Origin of the sequence: Micromonospora sp. H61 (assembly GCF_018070325.1) — a bacterium.
Classification (GTDB): domain Bacteria; phylum Actinomycetota; class Actinomycetes; order Mycobacteriales; family Micromonosporaceae; genus Micromonospora; species Micromonospora salmantinae.
Map to the genome: position 1 here is coordinate 1 of NZ_JAGPXY010000016.1, position 18569 is coordinate 18569.

Below are 18569 nucleotides of genomic sequence, written 5' to 3' on the forward strand. Positions count from 1 at the left end.
ACCAGATCTGACGCAAACCTCTTGATCACCGAGGCGGGCACCGGGTGGGGGTGGGGGTTGGGGGTGGTGGGGTTAGGGGAGGAGGGGGTGGAGGACTACGTTTTCTTCTCGGCCTGGGCCTACGCCTACGACGCTCACCCTCGTGTTGCAGAGTTCTTCGACCCTCGCGATGTAGCGGCGGGCGTTCTCCGGAAGGTCGTCGATGGTGCGGGCCTTGGTGATGTCCTCCCACCAGCCGTCGAGTTCCTCGAAGACGGGCTTGGCGTGGTGGAAGTCCGTCTGGCTCATCGGCATGTCGTCGACCCGGACGCCGTTGATCTCGTAGCCAACGCAGATCGGCACCTTGGGCAGGCCGGTGAGCACGTCCAGCTTGGTGATGACCAGGTCGGTGACGCCGTTGAGGCGGCAGGCGTACCGGGCGACGACCGCGTCGAACCACCCGCACCGGCGCTCCCGCCCGGTGGTGGTGCCGTACTCCGCGCCGATCTTGCGCAGGTGGTCACCGTTGGCGTCGAACAGCTCGGTCGGGAACGGCCCGGCACCCACCCGGGTGGTGTACGCCTTGCTCACCGCGATGACCTTGTTGATCGCGGTCGGCGGGATGCCCGCGCCCACGCAGGCGCCACCGGCGGTCGGGTTCGACGAGGTCACGAAGGGGTAGGTGCCGTGGTCCATGTCGAGCATGGTGGCCTGGGCGCCTTCCAGCAGCACCGTCTCGCCCCGGTCCAGGGCGTCCCAGAGCATCGCCCGGGTCTCCGCGATGTACGGCTTGAGGCGCTCGGCGTACGCCAGGTACTCCTCGACGGTCGCCTCGAGGTCGATCGCCTTGCGGTTGTAGACCTTGAACAGGATCTGGTTCTTCTCGCGCAGCGCGAGTTCCAGCTTCTTGCGCAGGATGCCCGGGTCGAGCAGGTCCTGGAGGCGGATGCCGATCCGGGCGACCTTGTCGCCGTACGCCGGGCCGATGCCGCGGCCGGTGGTGCCGATCCGGGACGAGCCGAGGTACCGCTCGATGACCCGGTCCAGCGCCCGGTGATGCGGCATGATCAGGTGCGCGTCACCGGAGATCCGCAGCCGGGACACGTCGACGCCGCGCTCCGCCAGGCCGTCGATCTCGGCGAGCAGCACCTTCGGGTCGACCACCACACCGTTGCCGATGACGATCATCGCGTTCGGCGAGAGCGCACCGGACGGCATCAGGTGCAGCGCGTACTTCTGGCCGTCCGGGGTGATCACCGTGTGCCCGGCGTTGTTGCCGCCGGAGTAGCGCACGACGTAGTCGACCCGCTCACCCAGCAGGTCGGTAACCTTGCCCTTGCCCTCGTCGCCCCACTGAGCGCCGATGAGCACGATCGCTGGCATCTTTTCCGCCTCCAGAAGGCTCGGGTGCCAGGTGGCGACCGCTCGGCGAGCCCGGGGTGTCAGGTTAACAAGTAGTGACGGCGCGGCCGGCAGGGGTCGCGTCGAGAGGCAGGAGGCTCCTTCCGTGTACGACGTGGTGCTGCTCACCCTCGGTTCGGAGCGGGACGCTCCCGGGGGCTGTGGCAGCGGCGGGGCCTGCTGCGGCGGCGCGACCGGGGCCGACACCGCCCCGACGAGCCAGACCGACACCGGCCAAGCCGACACCGACCAGACCGACACCGACCAGACCGACACCGGCCAGGCCAGCACCGACACCGGGCAGTGCGCGACGGAGCGGCCCCGGGTGCCGGTGCTGGCGTGCGCCGACGCGCTGAACGCCCGGGGCGCCCGGGTGGAGACGGTCACCGCCCGCTCCGACGCGGAGATCGACGCGGTGTTGGCCCGGCTCGACGGCCCGACCCGCCCGGACGGCCTCACCTGGCCGGATCCGGACAGCAAGACCCGGCTGGTCGTCGCCACTGCCAGCGACGGGCAGTTGCGCGCAGTGCTGCGCCGGCTGGTCAAGCGGTACGCCCCGGCGCCGAGCAAGCGCCCGGCGGACCTGCCCGGCAACCGGACCCTGCCCGACCTGCCGCCGGTGGCCGTACTCCCGCTCGACCCGGCCCGCGGCGGCACCCAACGGGACCTGGTCGCGCAGCTCGGGCTGCCCCGTGACCCGGCGGCGGTGGCCACCGCGGTGCTGGACGGCACGCCGCGCCGGTTGGACCTGCTGCGCAACGACGGCGGCTCGGTGACCCTGGACGGCGCGCTCCTCGGCGCGGCCGACGACGCCGGCCGGCCGCTGCACTGGCGCGCCCGGGTGGAGGTCGACGACACCATCCTCACCGACGGTGCGGAACCGCTGCTGGCCTGCGCCGTCGGCAACGCCGGCGGGTACGCGACGCTCAACGACGTGACGCTGCTGACCGCACCGGACCCGGCCGACGGCCAGGTCGAGGTCGCGGTGGCCGTGCCGGTGGTCGTCCGCTCGGCCTGGGGGCGCAAGCGGGTACGCCTCGAAGTTCGGCGGGCCCGTGGGCGGGCGGTGTCGGTGCTGCCCAGGGAGGGCAAGGTGCCGTACCTCGACGATGGTGTCGAGGGCGAGCTGACCCGGAAGCGTTCCTGGTGGGTCGAGCCGGGCGCGTGGGCGGTCTGGTCGATCTGACCTCGACCGCACCGACCGGCCGACCTGCCTGCGCCGATCGGCCCTGTTGGGCGATTGGGCCTATCCTCGCAGGAGGACTGGGGAGGGCCGTAATGGACGAGAACGCCGACCGGGCGCAGGTGCCCGGCCAGCAGCCGGTGCCGGAGCGGGACGTCGAACCACTCTGGCCGCCAGATCCGGGCGACCGGGGCGCGGTGCCGCCGTGGGCTGCGGTCACCGAGCAGCGGGGTGGGCCGTCGCCGGTCACACATCCGGTCACGCCACCGGTGGCCGCGCCGCCGATCGGGCGACCGCCGGTTCCCGGCCAGCCGGGCGCTGCGGCCCAGTCGCCGCCCTCGCCGTCGGACTACCCGTCGCTCACCGGCGCCGTCCCGGCGCCCGGGGGGTGGGGGGCCAGCGGCCCGTCCGGCGCCGGGTCGGGTTGGGCGCCGGCGCAGCCGAGTTGGCCGCCGCCGACCGACCCGGCCGCTGCGTCACCGCCCGCTCCGCCAGCGACCGGCGCCCGGCCGACGCCGCCGGCGACCGGCCCGGGGAGCAACGGTGGGCCAGCCGGCACCAGCATGCCGGCTGCCGCCGCGACGCCGAGCACCACCTCCGCGCCGAGGGACGGCCGTCCCTCCGCTAGCGACGCGGGCAGTGCCGCGCCCGACCCGGCCAGCCAGGCCGGTGAAGCGACTCAGGTACAACCCGGCGACCGGGGCCCGACCGCCGGGCCGATCACCCCGGGCGGCGTCGACCTGAACCTGCCGTTCACCCTGGACAACCCGACCGCCGCCGACCGCCCCGCCGCATCGGCAGCCGCCGACCGCCCCACCACGGCCGCAGCCGCCGACCGGCCCGTCCCGGCGGCCACCGCGTCCGCCGCCAGCCCGAACGCCACCGACAGCCCGACGGCCGCCGGCCCCGCACCGGCAGACCCCTCGGCCGCAGCCCTCGCGGCGGCCGGGCCGGCACCGCAGCCTGGCGGGACCGTGCCCCAGACTGGTGGGCCGACACCGCAGGCTGATGGGCCGACACCGCAGCCCGGCCAGCCGGTGCACCAGGCCGGCGGGCCCGGTGCGGACGGGTCCGCCGACGGGCCGGCGCGGCCGATTGCCGAGTCGCCGTGGGCGTACCCGCCGCAACGCCCGGCCGGAACGGCCACGCCCGCCCAGGGCGAGTCCGGCGCGACGCCTCCGATTCCGCCGCCGCCGGTCGCCCCGCACGCCGACGCCGGGCAGGCACACCCCGGGCAGCCGTTCATCCCCGGCCAGGCCGGCCCGGCGCAGATTCCACCGCCGCCCGACGTGACGCAGTTCAACAACCCACCGCACGGCATTGCCGCACCGCAGCACGCTGCTGGGCAGGCCGGGCCGGGGACCCCACCACCCGGGCCGTTCCCGCCCTCGCCGGGTTGGTACCCGCCGCCCTGGCAGCAGGGCTCGCCCGGCGGCACGCCCGGGCAGCCGTACCAGGAGGCCGACGGGGTGACCCGGGTGCCGGCCCCCGCGTACCCGGACGCGAGCTGGACACCGGACACCACCGCCGCTCCGACCGCCGAGGACTTCGCCCGACGCCGCCAGGTTCGACCCGCCGACCCGGTGGCGACAATGGGTGTACGCGCGGTGGTCAACAAGATGGGCCTGCTCCGACTCTCTCCCGGGCGGCACGAGCAGGAGCTCAAGCGGGACATCGAGATGGTGCGCCGCAACTTCGGCGGTCTGCGGCAGGTGACCGTGGTGAACCCGAAGGGTGGTGCCGGTAAGACGGTGGCCATCCTGCTGCTCGCGATGACGTTCGGTCAGAAGCGTGGCGGCTACGTGCTGGCCTGGGACAACAACGAAACCCAGGGCACCCTGGGGATGCGCGCCCAACAGGACTTCCACTCCCGCACCGTGCGGGACATGCTGCGTGACCTCGGGCAGTTCCAGGGTGCGCACGGGCGGGTCGGCGACCTGTCGCAGTACGTCCGCTCGCAGGGCGAGGGGATGTTCGACGTCCTGGCCTCGGACGAGTCGGCCACCGGTGGCGAGATGTTGACGGCTGCCGCGTTCGCCGAGATCCGTGAGGTGGTCAGCCGGTTCTACAAGTTGATCTTCGTGGACACCGGGAACAACGTCCGGGCACAGAACTGGCAGGCGTCGATGGACGCCACCGACCAGTTGGTGGTCACCATGTCGGCCCGTAACGACTCCGCCGAGACCGCCGCCCGGATGCTCGACCACCTGGAACAGAGCGGCCGGCAACGGCTGGTCCGTCAGGCCGTGACGGTGGTGTCGATGCCACCGTCCCGCAAGGAGATCGACCTGCCGGCCATCCAGGAGCACTTCGCGGCCCGCACCCGGGCGGTGCTGCTGGCCCCGTACGAGCGGCTCATCGACAGTGGCGAGCCGATCCGGTACGGCGGGCTCTCCTCGGCCACCCGGGACGCCTGGCTGAAGATCGCCGCGGCGGTCGCCGAAGGGCTGTAGGGCCCAACCCACCGACGGCCGGCCCGATGTCGGGCCGGCCGCCGGGGCGGGGTCAGTTGCTCGCCAGCGCGTCCGCCGCTTCCGGGTCGCAGTCGCGCAGGAACTGGGCACAGCGGGCCGCCTCGTCGGCCTCGCCGATCTCGTCGGCGGCGCGGGACAGCACGTAGAGGCAACGGAGGAAGCCCCGGTTGGGCTCGTGTGACCACGGCACCGGGCCGTGCCCCTTCCAACCACTGCGGCGCAGCTGGTCGAGGCCCCGGTGGTAACCGGTGCGGGCGTACGCGTACGCCGTCACCACCTGGCCCTGCGCGAACGCCCGCGCCGCGAGCTCCGCCCAGGCCGCGCTGTAGGTCGGGAAGCCGGCCGCCACGTTGGCGTACGCCTCATCGGTGCCGGCCTCGTCGGCGGCGGCCAGGGCGGCGTCGGCCTCGTCGTTCACGGGCAGGCGGGTGGCCGGTGGCTCTGGCAAAAGGTTCTGCATCGCCCCATTCAACCCGCTAGACAGGGCGACACGCGAGCGGGTCGGCCGACGTGTCCCGCTGAACGGCTGAGGAGTTGGTCACGCCTGCGGCCTATGCCGCTGCCTGGCGTTTTCCACTACAACTAATAGTCCGGAGCCTCCCCAGGAACCGGTTATGCAGGAGCCCGGTGGCCACGACCATCGGGCTCCTGTCGGTTCCACCCCTGGCCCGAGGTTTGACCGGCCCCTGCGGAGGGGCAGGATGGCCCGGTGCCGACCCCACCTCCCGCGGACGTCATCGAGCCGCACCTGCACGCCGGTGAGATCCAGACCCGGGCCGAGTTCGACCAACAGCTGGCCACCGGTCGGCTGACCGGGCTGACCGTGCAGGGCCTGCGGCTCGACCTCGCGCCGGTGCCCGACCTGACCGGCGTCGACGTCGCCGGCACCCTCTTCGTCGGTTGCCGGTTCGCGTCCCGGGACGTGGGCGCCGACCTGGTCCGGCGCGGCGCGAACGTGGTGCCGCCGTTCTCCGGGTTGCCGTACCCGACCCAGCCGACGCACCTCTACACCCCGGACGAACTGGCCGCCGGGTTCGCCGAGGGCGGGTTCACCGGGATGTACGACACCCGGGTGTACGACCACTACCGGGCGCACGGTGGCGCGTTGCCGGACGTCAAGGAGGCGCTGGGTCAGCGGCTGCACGACCACGGCGTGGACAACGCGCTGGCCGACGCCACCCGGATCTGGCTGACCGCGCACGGGCCGCAGTCGGTGGTGGGCATCATGGGCGGGCACGCGGTGCGGCGCGGCAGTCCGGCGTACCGGATGGCGGCGGTGCTGGGTTGGGAGCTGGCGCGGGCCGACCGGCTGGTGGTGACCGGCGGCGGCCCGGGTGTGATGGAGGCCGCGAACCTTGGCGCCTACCTGGCGGACCGGCCGGCGACCGATGTGACGGCCGCGATCGACCTGCTGGCCACCGCCCCCGACTTCACCGACCACCACCGGTACACGGCCACCGCGCTGACGGTCCGGCAGCGGTACGCGGGGGTGCCCCGGCAGCGCGGCGACGACCTGGACTGGGCGCGTGCGGGTGGTCTGGCCATTCCGACCTGGCTGTACGGGCACGAGCCGGCGAACCTGTTCGCCGGGCGGATCGCGAAGTACTTCTCGAACGCGATCCGCGAGGACACCATCCTGCGCCTCGCCCGGGGCGGCATCGTCTTCGCGCCGGGGCGGGCGGGCACGGTGCAGGAGGTGTTCCAGGCGGCCACCAAGACCTACTACGGCACCGACGGCGCCAGCGGGGCGTACATCTTCCTGGACCGCGCCTACTGGACAGTGGAGTTGCCGGTGGAGGCGCTGTTGCGTCCGCTGCTGGCCGCGTCCCCGTTCGGTGACCTGTCGTCGACGATCCACCTCACCGACGACGTGCGCGAGGCCGTACGCCTGCTGACGGCCTGACGACGAACGGCCGGCTCCCCGTGCGGGAAGCCGGCCGTCGGGTCGGACGTCGTTACTTGGTCATCGTGGTGCCGGTGGAGCGCAGGTGCTCGCAGGCCTCGACGACCCGGGCGGCCAGGCCGGCCTCGGCGGCCTTGCCCCAGGCGCGCGGGTCGTACTGCTTCTTGTTGCCGACCTCGCCGTCGATCTTCAGCACGCCGTCGTAGTTGCGGAGCATGTGGTCCACGACGGGGCGGGTGAAGGCGTACTGGGTGTCGGTGTCGATGTTCATCTTCACCACGCCGTAGTCCAGAGCCTCGCGGATCTCGCTCAGCAGGGAGCCCGAGCCGCCGTGGAAGACCAGGCTGAGCGGCTTGTCCTTGCCGTACTTGGCGCCGACGGCGTCCTGGATCTGCTTGAGGATCTCCGGACGGAGCTTGACGTTGCCCGGCTTGTAGACGCCGTGCACGTTGCCGAAGGTCAGCGCCGCCATGTAGCGGCCCTTCTCGCCGAGGCCGAGCGCCTCGACCATCGCCAAGCCGTCATCGGTGGTGGTGTAGAGCTTGTCGTTGATGGCGTTCTCGACGCCGTCCTCCTCGCCACCGACGACACCGACCTCGATCTCAAGGACGATCTTGGCCTTGGCGGCCTCGTCGAGCAGCTGCGCGGCGATCTGCAGGTTCTCCGCGACCGGCACGGCCGAGCCGTCCCACATGTGCGACTGGTACAGCGGCTCCTCGCCGCGCTTCACCCGCTCCTGCGAGATGCCCATCAGCGGACGCACGAACCCGTCCAGCTTGTCCTTCGGGCAGTGGTCGGTGTGCAGGGCGATGTTCACCGAGTACTTCTTGGCGACCTCGTGCGCGTACGCGGCGAACGCCACCGCGCCGGTGACCATGTCCTTGATCGAGGGCCCGGAGAGGTATTCGGCGCCACCGGTGGAGACCTGGATGATGCCGTCGCTCTCCGCGTCGGCGAAGCCCTTGAGCGCCGCGTTCAGCGTCTGGGAGGAGGTCACGTTGATCGCGGGGTACGCGTACCGGCCAGCCTTGGCGCGGTCCAGCATCTCCGCGTAAGCCTCGGGGGAAGCGATGGGCATGTGATGCGCTCCTTACTTACCACTCTCGGCCGTGCTGGCCGCTGTTCTTCATTTGTGCGCCGGACCGCGCTGTCCTCCGCCCGGAAGTATCCCGTAGGTGAGGTGCGCCGGAACAACCGACCCGGGTGCTAGCCGTTCACCGGCGATCCAGGTTGTCCGGCACGATGACGCTGATCAACCAGGTCACCACGGTCATCACGATGGCTCCCCAGAACGCCGGCCAGAATCCGTCCACCTGGAACGGCAGGTCGAGCCCGCGGGCGATCCGGTCGGTGAGCAGGAACAGCAACGCGTTGACCACCAGCGCGAACAGGCCCAGGGTCAGTAGGTAGAACACACAACCGACGACCCGGATCACCGGCTTGAGCACCGCGTTGATCACGCCGAAGATCAGCGCCACCACGATCAGGGTGAGCACTGTGTTGCCACCCGAACGACCGTGCACGTCGACCCCGGGCACGATCAGCGTGGTTATCCACAACGCGACAGCGGTGATCGCCAGTCTGATGAGGAAGCCCACGGCACCATCCTGGCACCGGGTCGCGTCGCCGAGGGCTGATTCCGCCTACTCCGCTTCCGGGCGGTGCGCCGGCCCAACCCGTACGGTGGGTGGGAACCGTGCCCCGAGACCCCCGGGAGGGATGATGGGTCAGCCCGACGAGGACTTCACCCCCGGCGACCACCTCGCGCCCAACGAACGGGACCCCGAGGCGAACCCGGCCGACGCGGTCGAGCAGGCCACCGTCGCCGGCCCGGCCGACGTCGACAGTGAGCCGCACCGCGGCCTGGAGGTCGACGACTGGGACGCCATGGAGCAGGCCCGGGTGGTCACCGGGGACGAGGACGACTACCGCTGATTCCGTCACGGGGTCGGCTGCCCGTTGCGACAGGGGTGTTCAGCCGTTCGGGTCATTAGACGAATATCGATCCGAGAGGGGTTACCGGAGGAGTCTGGCGTCCCTAGGTTTGACGAGCGCCACCTGTACCCCCACGGGAGGACCCCCATGCTCAAGCACTCGCTCCGCTGGCTGACCGGCCTCGGCGCCGCAGGCGTGTTGATCGCCGCCTCCGCCACCCCCGCCGTCGCCGCACCCACGATCGAGCCTTACTTCCAGGACGCCACGCTGGCCATCGGCTCGGAGGCGACCATCCGTGGCCTGTTGCTGCACGCCGACGAGCCGACGGTCCTCACCGACGTCTCCGTGCGGTACGACTACCGCTCCCTGGCCACCAAGATCACTGTGGCTCCTGCCGACGGCCAGGAGTGCACCGCGCCGGAGCCGGGCGTTCTCGTCTGCACGGAGCGCTCCGATGTCGTCCTGTACGAGATGCCGCCGCTCGGCAGCGGGATCTACCGCAACGGGGCCAAGCGGGTTCACCTCGGCCTCACCGAAGATGCGCAGCTCGGCGACTCCGGCGACGTCGCTGTCAGCTTCCAGGCGGCCGGCGGGCGGCGCGGCAGCTACACCTCCCGGGTCCGGGTCGGCGAGGGGGTCGACCTGGCCGGCGGACCGTACACCAGCCTCTCCGCCAAGCCGGGTGGGAAGTTCACGGTGCCGCTGGTCGTGGCCAACGCCGGCGACAAGGCCGTCACCGGGTTCGTCGCGGTCTTCGACCTCCCCTACTCGATCCGAACCAAGGACCGGTTCAGCAACTGCCGCTACTCCGGCGACCACCTGGTCTCCTGCCACTTCGACGAGGACATCCCGGTGGGCACCGGGCTGGCCACCACGCTGAACCTCGAATTCGTCAAGGACACCTACGCGCCGGCCAGCCACTCCGGCTACGCCCAGTTCATGACCAGCGCCGACTTCGAGGACCTGACCCGGGTGCGGACGGCCGTCGGCGCACGAGCGGCCAACCCCGGCAGCGGCCCGAAACTGACCATGACCGAGGCACCCAGCAGGGTGCGGCAGGCCGACCAGACCGATGTCGGCCCGGGTAACGACTACACCGCATGGATTATCAGGGCCACCGGCGTGAACGGCACCGACCTCGCGGCGATCGGCGCCACGCTCAAGGGCGCGGCCGGCACCGTCGTCACGGCGACAGTCGGCTTCCGGAACAACGGCCCGGCGACGCTCGACGGAACGAACGGAGACTTCGAGGCCGCCACCCACACCGACGTCGAGCTACCGCCGGGCACCACCGCCGTCGAGGTCCCCGACAACTGCTGGTTGCGGCAGGACACCACCCGCACGTACTCGTGCGCCTCGGAGATGCTCCTGGTGGCCGGGCAGACCTACGCCATGAAGTTCCGGCTGCGTATCGACAAGGTCGTCTCCAACGCCCGGGGTGCGGTGCGGGTCAACGCACCGTGCGAGTGCCCCGGCGGCGAGGGCTTCAAGGACGACATCGAACCGGCCAACGACAAGGCCACCATCGTGGTCAACGCGGCCCAGGGCGGCGGTGACCAAGGCGACGGTGATGGCGACGGTGGCGCGGGCGGTGGCGGTTCGCTGCCCATCACCGGCGCCCCCACCAACCTGATCGTCGGCATCGGCGCCCTGCTGCTCGTCACCGGTGTGGGCTGCTACCTGCTCGCCCGACGCCAAGGCAGCCGCTTCCCCGCCTGACCCACCCCGACCCGACCGACGCCCCGCCGTCCCTTACCGGGCCGGCGGGGCGTCGTCGCGAACTCCTCGTACGTCACTGCGCCTCCCGAGGGCTCCTGCCTCAGATGACGGAAGCGGACCGACCGACATTGCGGTGACTTCGATCAACCTTTTGGTTCGTCTTGCCCAGCGGGCGGTTTTGAGGGCTGCAGTCAGCCTTAGCGATTCCTTAAGATCCGCAGGCTCCACCTGATCCCCCAACTGGAGGAACTCCCCTGATGCTCACCCACTCCACCCGGCGTTGGCTCGCCGGGCTGGGCGTAGCAGGCGCGCTCGTCGCCGCCTCCGCCACCCCCGCCTTTGCCGCACCGGCAGCCCTCGCCGCACCGGTAGAGAATCTCGACCTGTACGCCAACAACGTGATCGTCGCGCCCGGCGGCACCGAGAAGTGGCTCACCCTCTTCTCGCTCACCACGGAGCGGCAGCCCGACGACTACACGATCAAGGTGGACCGGAGCAAGGTCTACGGTTTCGCCGACGTCGAGAGCAGCGGGGACAACTGCACCGAGTCCGGTGCGATCCTGACGTGCAAGGTCGAGGACCAGGACGACGACGGCTCGTACCTGAACCTCGTCTCCCTCGTCGTTCGCGCAAAGGCCGACGCCAAGCCCGATCAGAAGGGCGAGCTGAGTTTCACTGTCACGCCGGACGGCAAGTCCGGATCCGCCTCCTACAGCTCGACGGTGGAAATCGGCGAGGGCGTCGACCTCACCACCAACGAGTCCCTGGAGCTCAAGGGCGCGCCCGGCGCCACGCTGAAGGCTCCGTTCCAGGTGACGAACCGGGGCGAGGTGCCCGCAAAGGACGCGGTTCTCTACGTCGTCGGCGCGGACGGTCTTCAGCCGTCGAAGCGCTACGAGAACTGCGAGTACACCGAGGGCCCGCTGCACGACTTCGCGTTCGTCTGCCGCTTCGACACGACCATCGACGAGAACAGTAGCTTCCGCCTCGACGACAGCTTCGGGTTCACCGTGCCCGCCGACAGCTGGGCGCCGAACGCCTTCGGCGGGTTCTCCACCTGGTTCACGCCTGCCGACTGGGACGAGTACCGGTCCGTGGCCGAACTCCCGGCCAAGCTCGGGCCGAACGGGACCGAGGGTGAGCTGAAGCTCGAGCCGGTCATGAACCTGCGCTCCCGGCAGACCGACGTCAACCCGTTGGACAACTCGACCTGGGTCGACCTTCAGGTGACCGGCGACCAGCGGGCCGATGTGGCAGCGCGCGGCGCGACGGTGACCGGTGACGTCGGCGCCACCGTCGCGCTCACGGTCGGCTACGTCAACAACGGGCCGGCGGCCGTCAACGCGGGTGGCGGCGAGTCGCCCTGGATCGGCACCACCGTCACGCTGCCGAAGGGCGTCACCGCCGTCCGCGCTTCGGAGAACTGCTTCGACTCCGAGGACGACGGGTGGGAGCCGGGCAAGCCCGGCGCGCGGGTCTACCGGTGCTTCGTGGACGGCTCGATCAAAAAGGGCGAGAAGGTCGACTACGAGTTCCAGGTGCGGATCGACCAGGCCGGCGACCAGGCCGGCGAGGTCACGCTGCGTACCGGGCACGAGGAGACCGAGATCAAGGACCTGAACCCGGCCAACGACACCGCGCAGATCCTGGTGAACGGCGGCGGAGACGGCGGCCAGGGCGGCGGTGACGACGGCGGCTCGCTGCCGGTCACCGGTCAGTCCACCGGCCTGATCGTCGGCCTCGGCGCGCTGCTGCTCGCCGCGGGCGTCGGCGGCTACCTGGTGGCCAAGCGCCGCCGGACCCGCTTCGTCGCCTGACCCACCCCGCACCACCGGCGCCCCGTCGACCACCACGGTCGGCGGGGCACCGTCGTTGGACCCCACGACGCCGGGGCACCGTCGTTGGACCCCACGACGCCGGGGCACCGTCGTTGGACCCCACGGCGCGGGCGGGTGGTGACGGGCCGGTCCGGCGCGGCCGGGGCCCTGGGCTTCGGTACCCTTTGTGGCCGTGGACACAGCTGAGAAGACCCGCGCTCTCGTGGAGAACGTCGCCCTGAACCCGCTCGATCCCAAGGATCTGTTGCAGACCTTCGGGCTGATCGGCGTGTGGGTGATCCTCTTCGCCGAGACCGGCCTGCTGGTGGGCTTCTTCTTCCCCGGTGACTCGCTGCTGTTCCTCGCCGGGGTCGCCTCGTCACCGGTGGCGGACGCGATCTTCGGCGACGGCACCCGCCTCTCCCTCACCGGTCTGCTGATCGGTGGGCCGATCTGCGCGATCGTCGGCGCGCAGCTGGGGCACTGGCTCGGCGCGCGGTACGGCCGGCCGATGTTCGAGCGGCCGAACTCCCGTCTCTTCAAGAAGGAGTACGTGGAGAAGGCCGAGTACTACTTCCAGAAGTTCGGCCCGGCGAAGGCCGTCGTGCTGGCGCGCTTCATTCCGATCGTCCGCACGTTCCTCAACCCGGTCGCGGGCGCGCTCGGCATGCCGGCCAAGAAGTTCCTGCTCTGGAACATCGTCGGCGCGGTGCTCTGGGTGGACGGCATCCTGCTGATCGGCTACCTGCTGGCCGAGCAGATCTACCAGGCCATCGGCGACAAGATCGACCACTACATCCTGCCGGTGGTGGCCCTGATCATTGTGATCTCGGTGCTGCCGATCTTCTTCGAGTTCCTGCGCGACCGGCGGGCTCGTAAGCGCGGCGAGGCGGTCGCGGTGGTCGCGGCGGCCAGTGCCGCCGGCGCGGTGGAGGCGGCCCGTGAGGCGTTCGACCACGACCGGCACGAGCACGGCCGTCAGCGCCCGGAGCACGGTCAGGACCGTTGAGCGGTACGACGACGGCCGGCCCCCTGGTGAGGGGGTCGGCCGTCGGCATGTCGAACCCGGCCTCCGGTGGTGCGACCGGGGACGAGCAGGTGTCAACCACCGGTGGCGCCACCCCTGGCTCGCCACCGGACGCCGCCCCGGCTCGGGACGGCGTGTAGTGCCTAGGTCAGCGGGCCTTCTTGGTGGCCCGCTTACGCGGCGGGGTCAGCAGGTCGGCGATCGTCGCGATCGCACTCGGGACCAGGCTGTAGTACGCCCAGACACCGCGCTTCTCCCGCTGCAACAAGCCAGCCTCGGTGAGGATACGCAGGTGATGACTGACCGTCGGCTGAGAGAGGCCGAGCGGCGCCGTCAGGTCACAGACGCACGCCTCGCCCTCGGGGGCCGACTGGATCAGGCTGAGCAGCCGCAACCGAGCAGGATCAGCAAGGGCCTTGAGGACCCCGGCGAGACGCTCGGCATCGGCACGTTCGATCGGCTCGCCGTTTAGCGGCGAGATCTGAGGCATAGTCATTTCGGCCAACGCAGTTCCCACGTATTCCATCCTTCCACCAGCAGCATCGATCCGCCTGCATATCAGCAGATCCGAATCGGCAGACTTTTACGCCACAAGGCCGAGGTCAGCCAACGTATAGGCCGCCCGGTACGGCAATCCGGCGGCTCGCACCGCGTCGCCGGCGCCTCGATCAACAATAACCACCACGCCCACGACTTCCGCCCCGGCCTCGCGAAGCGCCTCGACAGCGGTCAAAACACTTCCGCCCGTCGTGGATGTGTCCTCCACCGCCAACACTCGACGGCCAGCCACCTCCGGTCCCTCGATCCGCCGCTGAAGACCGTGGGCCTTGCCCGCCTTGCGCACCACAAAGGCGTCCAGGGCCCGGCCGGTCGGAGCGGCGGCGTGCAGCATCGAGAGCGCGACAGGATCCGCGCCCAGGGTGAGGCCCCCAACGGCGTCGAACTCCCAGTCGGCGGTGAGGTCGAGCAACACCCGGCCGACCAGAGGAGCGGCCCGGTGATGGAGCGTGACGCGCCGCAGATCCACGTACCAGTCTGCCTCGCGCCCCGACGAGAGCACGACCCGGCCGTGGACCACAGCCAGGTCGGTAATGAATTTACGCAGGTCGTCGTGGTCCCCCATGGCGATAGAGGTTACTGCGCAACTCTGAACGCCGTGTGCGGGGTCCACCCTGATCAGCCCCGGGGGGAACCGATGACTGGCGATGCTCGACTACGCTCAGCAACTGGCCCGACAGCGGCGTGCCAACGCCGTCCCACCACTCGCTCGGTGTCGGCGGGCCGGTCGAAGCTCAGCGCTCGTCGCGACCGATCCGGCCGCGGGTGTCCCGCGCGACCGCCTGGAGCAGCCGCCGCGGCGCGTGTCGCATGCCGGCGACGACCACTTTGTACTTCCACGCCGGGATGCTGACCATCTTGCCTTTGCGCAGGTCACGCAGGGCTTCGTCCACCACATCCTCGGCCCGCAGCCACAGCCACTCCGGCGTCTTGGACATGTTGATGCCGGCTCGCTGATGGAATTCGGTGCGGGTGTAGCCGGGGCAGAGGGCCATCACCTGTACGCCGAACGGCCGCGCCGACTGCCCGACGGACTCACTGAAGTTGGTGACCCACGCCTTGCTGGCCGAGTACGTCGATCCGGGCATGGCCGTACCGAAACCGGCGACCGAAGAGACATTTATCACTGCCCCATTTCGCCGTTCGGTCATCGGTCGGAGCGCCGCCAGGGTCAGCCGCATGACCGCGTGCACGTTGAGTCGCAACAGTCGCGCCTCGTCCTCCGCCGTGGAGCGCAGGAACGGTTTGTTCAGGCTGATCCCCGCATTGTTGACCAACAGGTGCACCGGGCTGCCGTCGGCGAGCCGCTGCTCCACGGTGGCGCATCCGTCGTCGGTGGACAGATCCGCCGAGATCGTCTCCACCTCGCGTCCGTACGTGGAACCCAGCTCGGTGGCCAGCTCGGTCAGCCGCGCCGCGTCGCGGGCAACGAGCACCAGGTGCCAGCCGTCGGCGGCCAGCCGCCGCGTGAACGCCGCGCCGATGCCGGCGGTGGCCCCGGTGATCAGGGCTCGGCGCTCGGCAGTGGTGGGGTCGAGCGTCACGGAGTGGTCCTCACCTGGGCGGGTACGGGGGCGCGGGCGGCGCCGACGGGGGCTGGTGCGGGGCGGGCATGAAGTGGGGCGGTGCGGTTGGTGTCGAGCGGTGGCGGCCGAACCAGCTGCTCGCGGCCGGCAGTGCCAGCAGCGTAGCTACTACAAGGTAACCGAGCCCTTGGGCGACGGAAAGCCCGGCGTTGAGCGGGATCCACCAGGACGGGTACGCGTCGCCGATCAGGCCCAGCAACTCGGCGAGAGCCTGCTCACCGGAGCCCAGTTGCAATGGCGCGGCCCGTTCGCCGACGACCACCGCCACGCTGCAGCAGCCGCCGAGAAGGCCGAGCCCGCTGACCACCCAGGTCGCCACCCGGACGCCGTTGCGGCCGGCCAGCAGCCCGAGGGCGAGGCCGGCGAGCAGTGGCGCGGAGAGCGCCGCCACCACCGCCGACAGCACCGCGGACGCGCGGAGCAGAGTCACCACGTCGTCGATCTGCTCGGGGCTTGCCGAGGTGTCGCGGGCGGCGGAGCGGAACGCGTCGACAGTCCCGCCCAGCACCACCAGGTCGACCACGGCGTACGCGAGCGCGGCGACCGCCATCACCAACAGCACGGTCGCGGCCGACAGGACGGCGGCGGGCCGGCGGGCCGGTGCCGATTCCGGGTACGACACGACGAATCCCTCCGGTAGGCGTCGGGTTGCAACCTACTCGGAGGGATCGTCGGCGTCGTGCTTATCGAGCCGTCAGTTGGTCGGCGGCGGGGTTGACCCGGGCCGGTCCGTGGGCGGCGTGTCGTCCGGCCGGTTCGCGACCGGTGGCGGCGGGTAGCTCGGCTCCCCACTCGACGGATAACCGGGCTCACCCGATGCCTGCGGGTAGCCCGGCTGACCGGGCGCCTGCGGACCCGGGTAGCTGGCGCCCGGGGTCGGCGGCTCCCAGCCCGCGGTCTGCTTGCGGAAGAACGGGTTGGCCTTCGGCAGCGCCAGCAGGACCAGCGCCGCGATCAGCGCGATCAGGCTGAGCACGCCGAGCAGGAGGCTGACCGGGGTGACCCAGGAGGGCAGGGCCTCCTCCAGACGGCGCTGGATCTCCTCCGGGCTCGGCCCGTCGCCGGCATTCCCGCCACCGGTGTTGAGACCACCGGCCGCGTTGCTGAGCAGGCCACCGCCGACGCAGCAGACCATGATGCCGCCGACGATCCAGGTGGTGATCCGGGCGCCGTTGCGGCCCTGGTTGTTGAACAGGGCCAGCACGCCCAGCACGACCGCGAGCAGCAGCAGGACGATGCTGCCGCCGATGCCGATGACGGCGAAGACGTCGGCCACCTGGTCACCGTCGGTGGCGCTGTCCGCGTACGCCGCACGGAGCGCGTCCCGCGTCTTGCCGAAGGTGCTGAGCGTGATGATCAGAGTGATCACCTGGAGTGCCAGGAACAGGAAGAGCAGGTAACTGGAAATCGACACAATGGATGGCCGCTGACGGGCCGGCGTGCTCTGGGAATCGACCACGATTCTCCTTCCCTAAGATCGCGCCCACACCGTATCGACAACCAGCCAGTTCGGCATGCCGTGACGAGCCCGGCGCGTCCGCCCGGTCCGGTTCAGCGGGTCTCAGGCACGGGGCGGGCGGATCGTCAGGTCGGCGGGGTCGAGCAGGTCACCGCGGGCGACCCGCCAACCCTCTTCGCCGTACGCCTCGAAGGAGAGCCGCGCGGCACCGCCGGACTGGTAGTCGTGGTAGCGCATCGTCCCGGCCGACGGCAGGTCGGTCTCGCCGGTGGCTGTGTAACGCGCCTGCCCGGTCTCGGCCCAGGTGTAGCGCCGCCCGCCGAGTTCGATGGTCGGGGCGCCCGGGGTGACGGTGGCGCCCGGTTCGGCGGTCCAGAACACCAGCTCGAGTTCGGGGCCGTCCTCCACGGAGAGCCGGTGTCGGGTGCCGGAGTCGTCGTCGAGGAGGTGCTGCACCCAACTCCAGTCGCCCTCGACCAGCCGGATCGTGGCGCTCACCGCGTACTCCCGCTCGCGGATCCGCACGCGGTCGCCCGGGGCCAGGCGGAGCGGGCCGCCGCGCGGCGGCTCCGCCTGCTGGCCGTCGGGCCGGGCCGTCGGCCGTCGGCGGGCCCGCACGACGACCACCACCACCACCACCGCGAGTACGGCAACAGCCGCCACCAGGCACGTCACCAGCGCGTCCACCCGACCACCTCCCCAGGTACGTCGGCGCAGACGGTAACAACCCTCGGCACCAGGAAGGCCCGCGCTGTGGCCGACAGCTCAGCTAGCGAGTGTGGTCGGGTGCGTCCTGCGGAGGTGCCGCCGGGGGTCCGGTCGGCCCTGGTGAGGTGCCCGGCGCGCCCGGGGTCAGGTGCGCGGCCGGGTCGGGGCAGATCAGGTAGCCGGGTGGGAGCGGCTGGTTCGGCGGCAGGAAGCCCGGCACGAGCGGAGCTGTCGGATATCCGTAACCGGTCGGGGCGTAGGTGGGGACGGGCATCACCCAGGCCGGGCCGGGCAGCGCCTCGTTCGCGGTACGCGGCGTCGGCGACCGGCAGAACCAATCGGGCAGCACCGACCGGCGAATGGATCATGCTGCGGCGAGCCGCCGACTGGCGTACGTGCCGAGGGTTTCCCTGTCCATCACGCAGCCGACGAAGGTGGTGAACTCGCTCGGATCGTCCCGCAGCGACGTCCAGGCCGCTCGGGCCGCCTCCGGGTCGACCCGCTCGAGCAGCGTGGCCGCGTACGCCCGGCCGGCGGGCGTGCCGTCGGCCAGCACCCGGTCGAGCTGGCGGCGTACCTCCTCGGGGTGGTCGCTGAGGGCGGCCTCGACCCGGTGGTACGCCTCGGTCACCGGCAACAGGGTCCCGGCGAAGCCAACTCCCCCGAAGGCGAGCGTGTCAGCCGCCACCAACTCGTCGACGGCGGCGCCCAATTCGCGCTCCCAAGCCTTCCGCATCCCAAACATGCCTCCACCCTTTCCCCGTCCGCCCCCACTCCACCCCGTTAATCAAGAGGTTTGCGCCATGAGCGGACACTCTCC

The 18569-nt window shown here is 71.2% G+C and carries 19 protein-coding genes; 7 read left to right on the plus strand and 12 right to left on the minus strand.

From position 1 onward, the window contains the following. Window positions 1-72: 72 nt before the first annotated feature. Window positions 73-1362 (minus strand): adenylosuccinate synthase, encoded by a 1290-nt coding sequence (locus tag KBX08_RS10840; RefSeq protein WP_210782949.1) that lies wholly within the window; start codon window positions 1360-1362, stop codon window positions 73-75. 124 nt (window positions 1363-1486) lie between these two features. Here KBX08_RS10840 and KBX08_RS10845 point away from each other — a divergent pair, with 124 nt between their 5' ends. Then, window positions 1487-2566 (plus strand): hypothetical protein, encoded by a 1080-nt coding sequence (locus tag KBX08_RS10845; RefSeq protein WP_210782951.1) that lies wholly within the window; start codon window positions 1487-1489, stop codon window positions 2564-2566. A 92-nt stretch (window positions 2567-2658) separates the two neighbouring features. Then, window positions 2659-5016 (plus strand): chromosome partitioning protein, encoded by a 2358-nt coding sequence (locus tag KBX08_RS10850; protein ID WP_210782953.1) that lies wholly within the window; start codon window positions 2659-2661, stop codon window positions 5014-5016. Between the two features lie 52 nt (window positions 5017-5068). On the opposite strand, the gene KBX08_RS10855 is transcribed toward KBX08_RS10850, so the two are convergent. Next, on the minus strand, window positions 5069-5497 hold the full coding sequence (locus KBX08_RS10855) for a DUF3151 domain-containing protein (RefSeq protein ID WP_091396135.1): 429 nt from the start codon (window positions 5495-5497) through the stop codon (window positions 5069-5071). Window positions 5498-5746: 249 nt separating this feature from the next. Here KBX08_RS10855 and KBX08_RS10860 point away from each other — a divergent pair, with 249 nt between their 5' ends. Then, window positions 5747-6940 (plus strand): LOG family protein, encoded by a 1194-nt coding sequence (locus KBX08_RS10860; RefSeq protein ID WP_210782955.1) that lies wholly within the window; start codon window positions 5747-5749, stop codon window positions 6938-6940. A 52-nt stretch (window positions 6941-6992) separates the two neighbouring features. Here the strand turns inward: KBX08_RS10860 and fbaA are convergent, their stop codons facing one another. Further along, entirely contained in the window at window positions 6993-8018 is a 1026-nt protein-coding gene (gene fbaA / locus KBX08_RS10865; protein ID WP_124853722.1) for a class II fructose-bisphosphate aldolase, read from the minus strand. A gap of 136 nt (window positions 8019-8154) precedes the next feature. Beyond that, the gene (locus tag KBX08_RS10870) at window positions 8155-8538 is read right to left on the minus strand and encodes a phage holin family protein (RefSeq protein ID WP_030491363.1); all 384 of its coding nucleotides are present in this window, start codon (window positions 8536-8538) and stop codon (window positions 8155-8157) included. Between the two features lie 124 nt (window positions 8539-8662). Here KBX08_RS10870 and KBX08_RS10875 point away from each other — a divergent pair, with 124 nt between their 5' ends. From KBX08_RS10875 to KBX08_RS10890, 4 genes are all read left to right on the plus strand, one after another. After that, on the plus strand, window positions 8663-8875 hold the full coding sequence (locus tag KBX08_RS10875; protein ID WP_210782957.1) for a hypothetical protein: 213 nt from the start codon (window positions 8663-8665) through the stop codon (window positions 8873-8875). Between the two features lie 147 nt (window positions 8876-9022). Then, the gene (locus tag KBX08_RS10880; RefSeq protein ID WP_210782959.1) at window positions 9023-10594 is read left to right on the plus strand and encodes an LPXTG cell wall anchor domain-containing protein; all 1572 of its coding nucleotides are present in this window, start codon (window positions 9023-9025) and stop codon (window positions 10592-10594) included. A 257-nt stretch (window positions 10595-10851) separates the two neighbouring features. Next, window positions 10852-12411, plus strand: coding sequence for an LPXTG cell wall anchor domain-containing protein (locus KBX08_RS10885; protein ID WP_210782961.1), 1560 nt, complete (start codon window positions 10852-10854; stop codon window positions 12409-12411). Between the two features lie 187 nt (window positions 12412-12598). Continuing rightward, the gene (locus tag KBX08_RS10890; RefSeq protein ID WP_210782963.1) at window positions 12599-13420 is read left to right on the plus strand and encodes a DedA family protein; all 822 of its coding nucleotides are present in this window, start codon (window positions 12599-12601) and stop codon (window positions 13418-13420) included. A gap of 166 nt (window positions 13421-13586) precedes the next feature. On the opposite strand, the gene KBX08_RS10895 is transcribed toward KBX08_RS10890, so the two are convergent. From KBX08_RS10895 to KBX08_RS10930, 8 genes are all read right to left on the minus strand, one after another. After that, window positions 13587-13964 (minus strand): helix-turn-helix transcriptional regulator, encoded by a 378-nt coding sequence (locus KBX08_RS10895; RefSeq protein WP_030332125.1) that lies wholly within the window; start codon window positions 13962-13964, stop codon window positions 13587-13589. Between the two features lie 57 nt (window positions 13965-14021). Further along, a complete protein-coding gene (gene pyrE, locus KBX08_RS10900) occupies window positions 14022-14561 on the minus strand; it encodes an orotate phosphoribosyltransferase (protein WP_112586136.1) in 540 nt (179 codons plus the stop codon). Between the two features lie 169 nt (window positions 14562-14730). Then, entirely contained in the window at window positions 14731-15540 is an 810-nt protein-coding gene (locus KBX08_RS10905; protein ID WP_210782965.1) for an SDR family oxidoreductase, read from the minus strand. Window positions 15541-15550: 10 nt separating this feature from the next. Next, on the minus strand, window positions 15551-16204 hold the full coding sequence (locus KBX08_RS10910) for a hypothetical protein (RefSeq protein ID WP_210782967.1): 654 nt from the start codon (window positions 16202-16204) through the stop codon (window positions 15551-15553). 72 nt (window positions 16205-16276) lie between these two features. Beyond that, window positions 16277-17041, minus strand: coding sequence for a hypothetical protein (locus tag KBX08_RS10915; RefSeq protein ID WP_210782969.1), 765 nt, complete (start codon window positions 17039-17041; stop codon window positions 16277-16279). Window positions 17042-17143: 102 nt separating this feature from the next. Then, window positions 17144-17728: a DUF4178 domain-containing protein gene (locus KBX08_RS10920; protein ID WP_210782971.1), complete on the minus strand. Its 585-nt coding sequence runs from the start codon at window positions 17726-17728 to the stop codon at window positions 17144-17146. Between the two features lie 82 nt (window positions 17729-17810). Continuing rightward, window positions 17811-18098 (minus strand): hypothetical protein, encoded by a 288-nt coding sequence (locus KBX08_RS10925; protein WP_210782973.1) that lies wholly within the window; start codon window positions 18096-18098, stop codon window positions 17811-17813. A gap of 15 nt (window positions 18099-18113) precedes the next feature. Continuing rightward, window positions 18114-18494: a hypothetical protein gene (locus KBX08_RS10930; RefSeq protein WP_210782975.1), complete on the minus strand. Its 381-nt coding sequence runs from the start codon at window positions 18492-18494 to the stop codon at window positions 18114-18116. Between the last annotated feature and the right edge of the window lie 75 nt (window positions 18495-18569).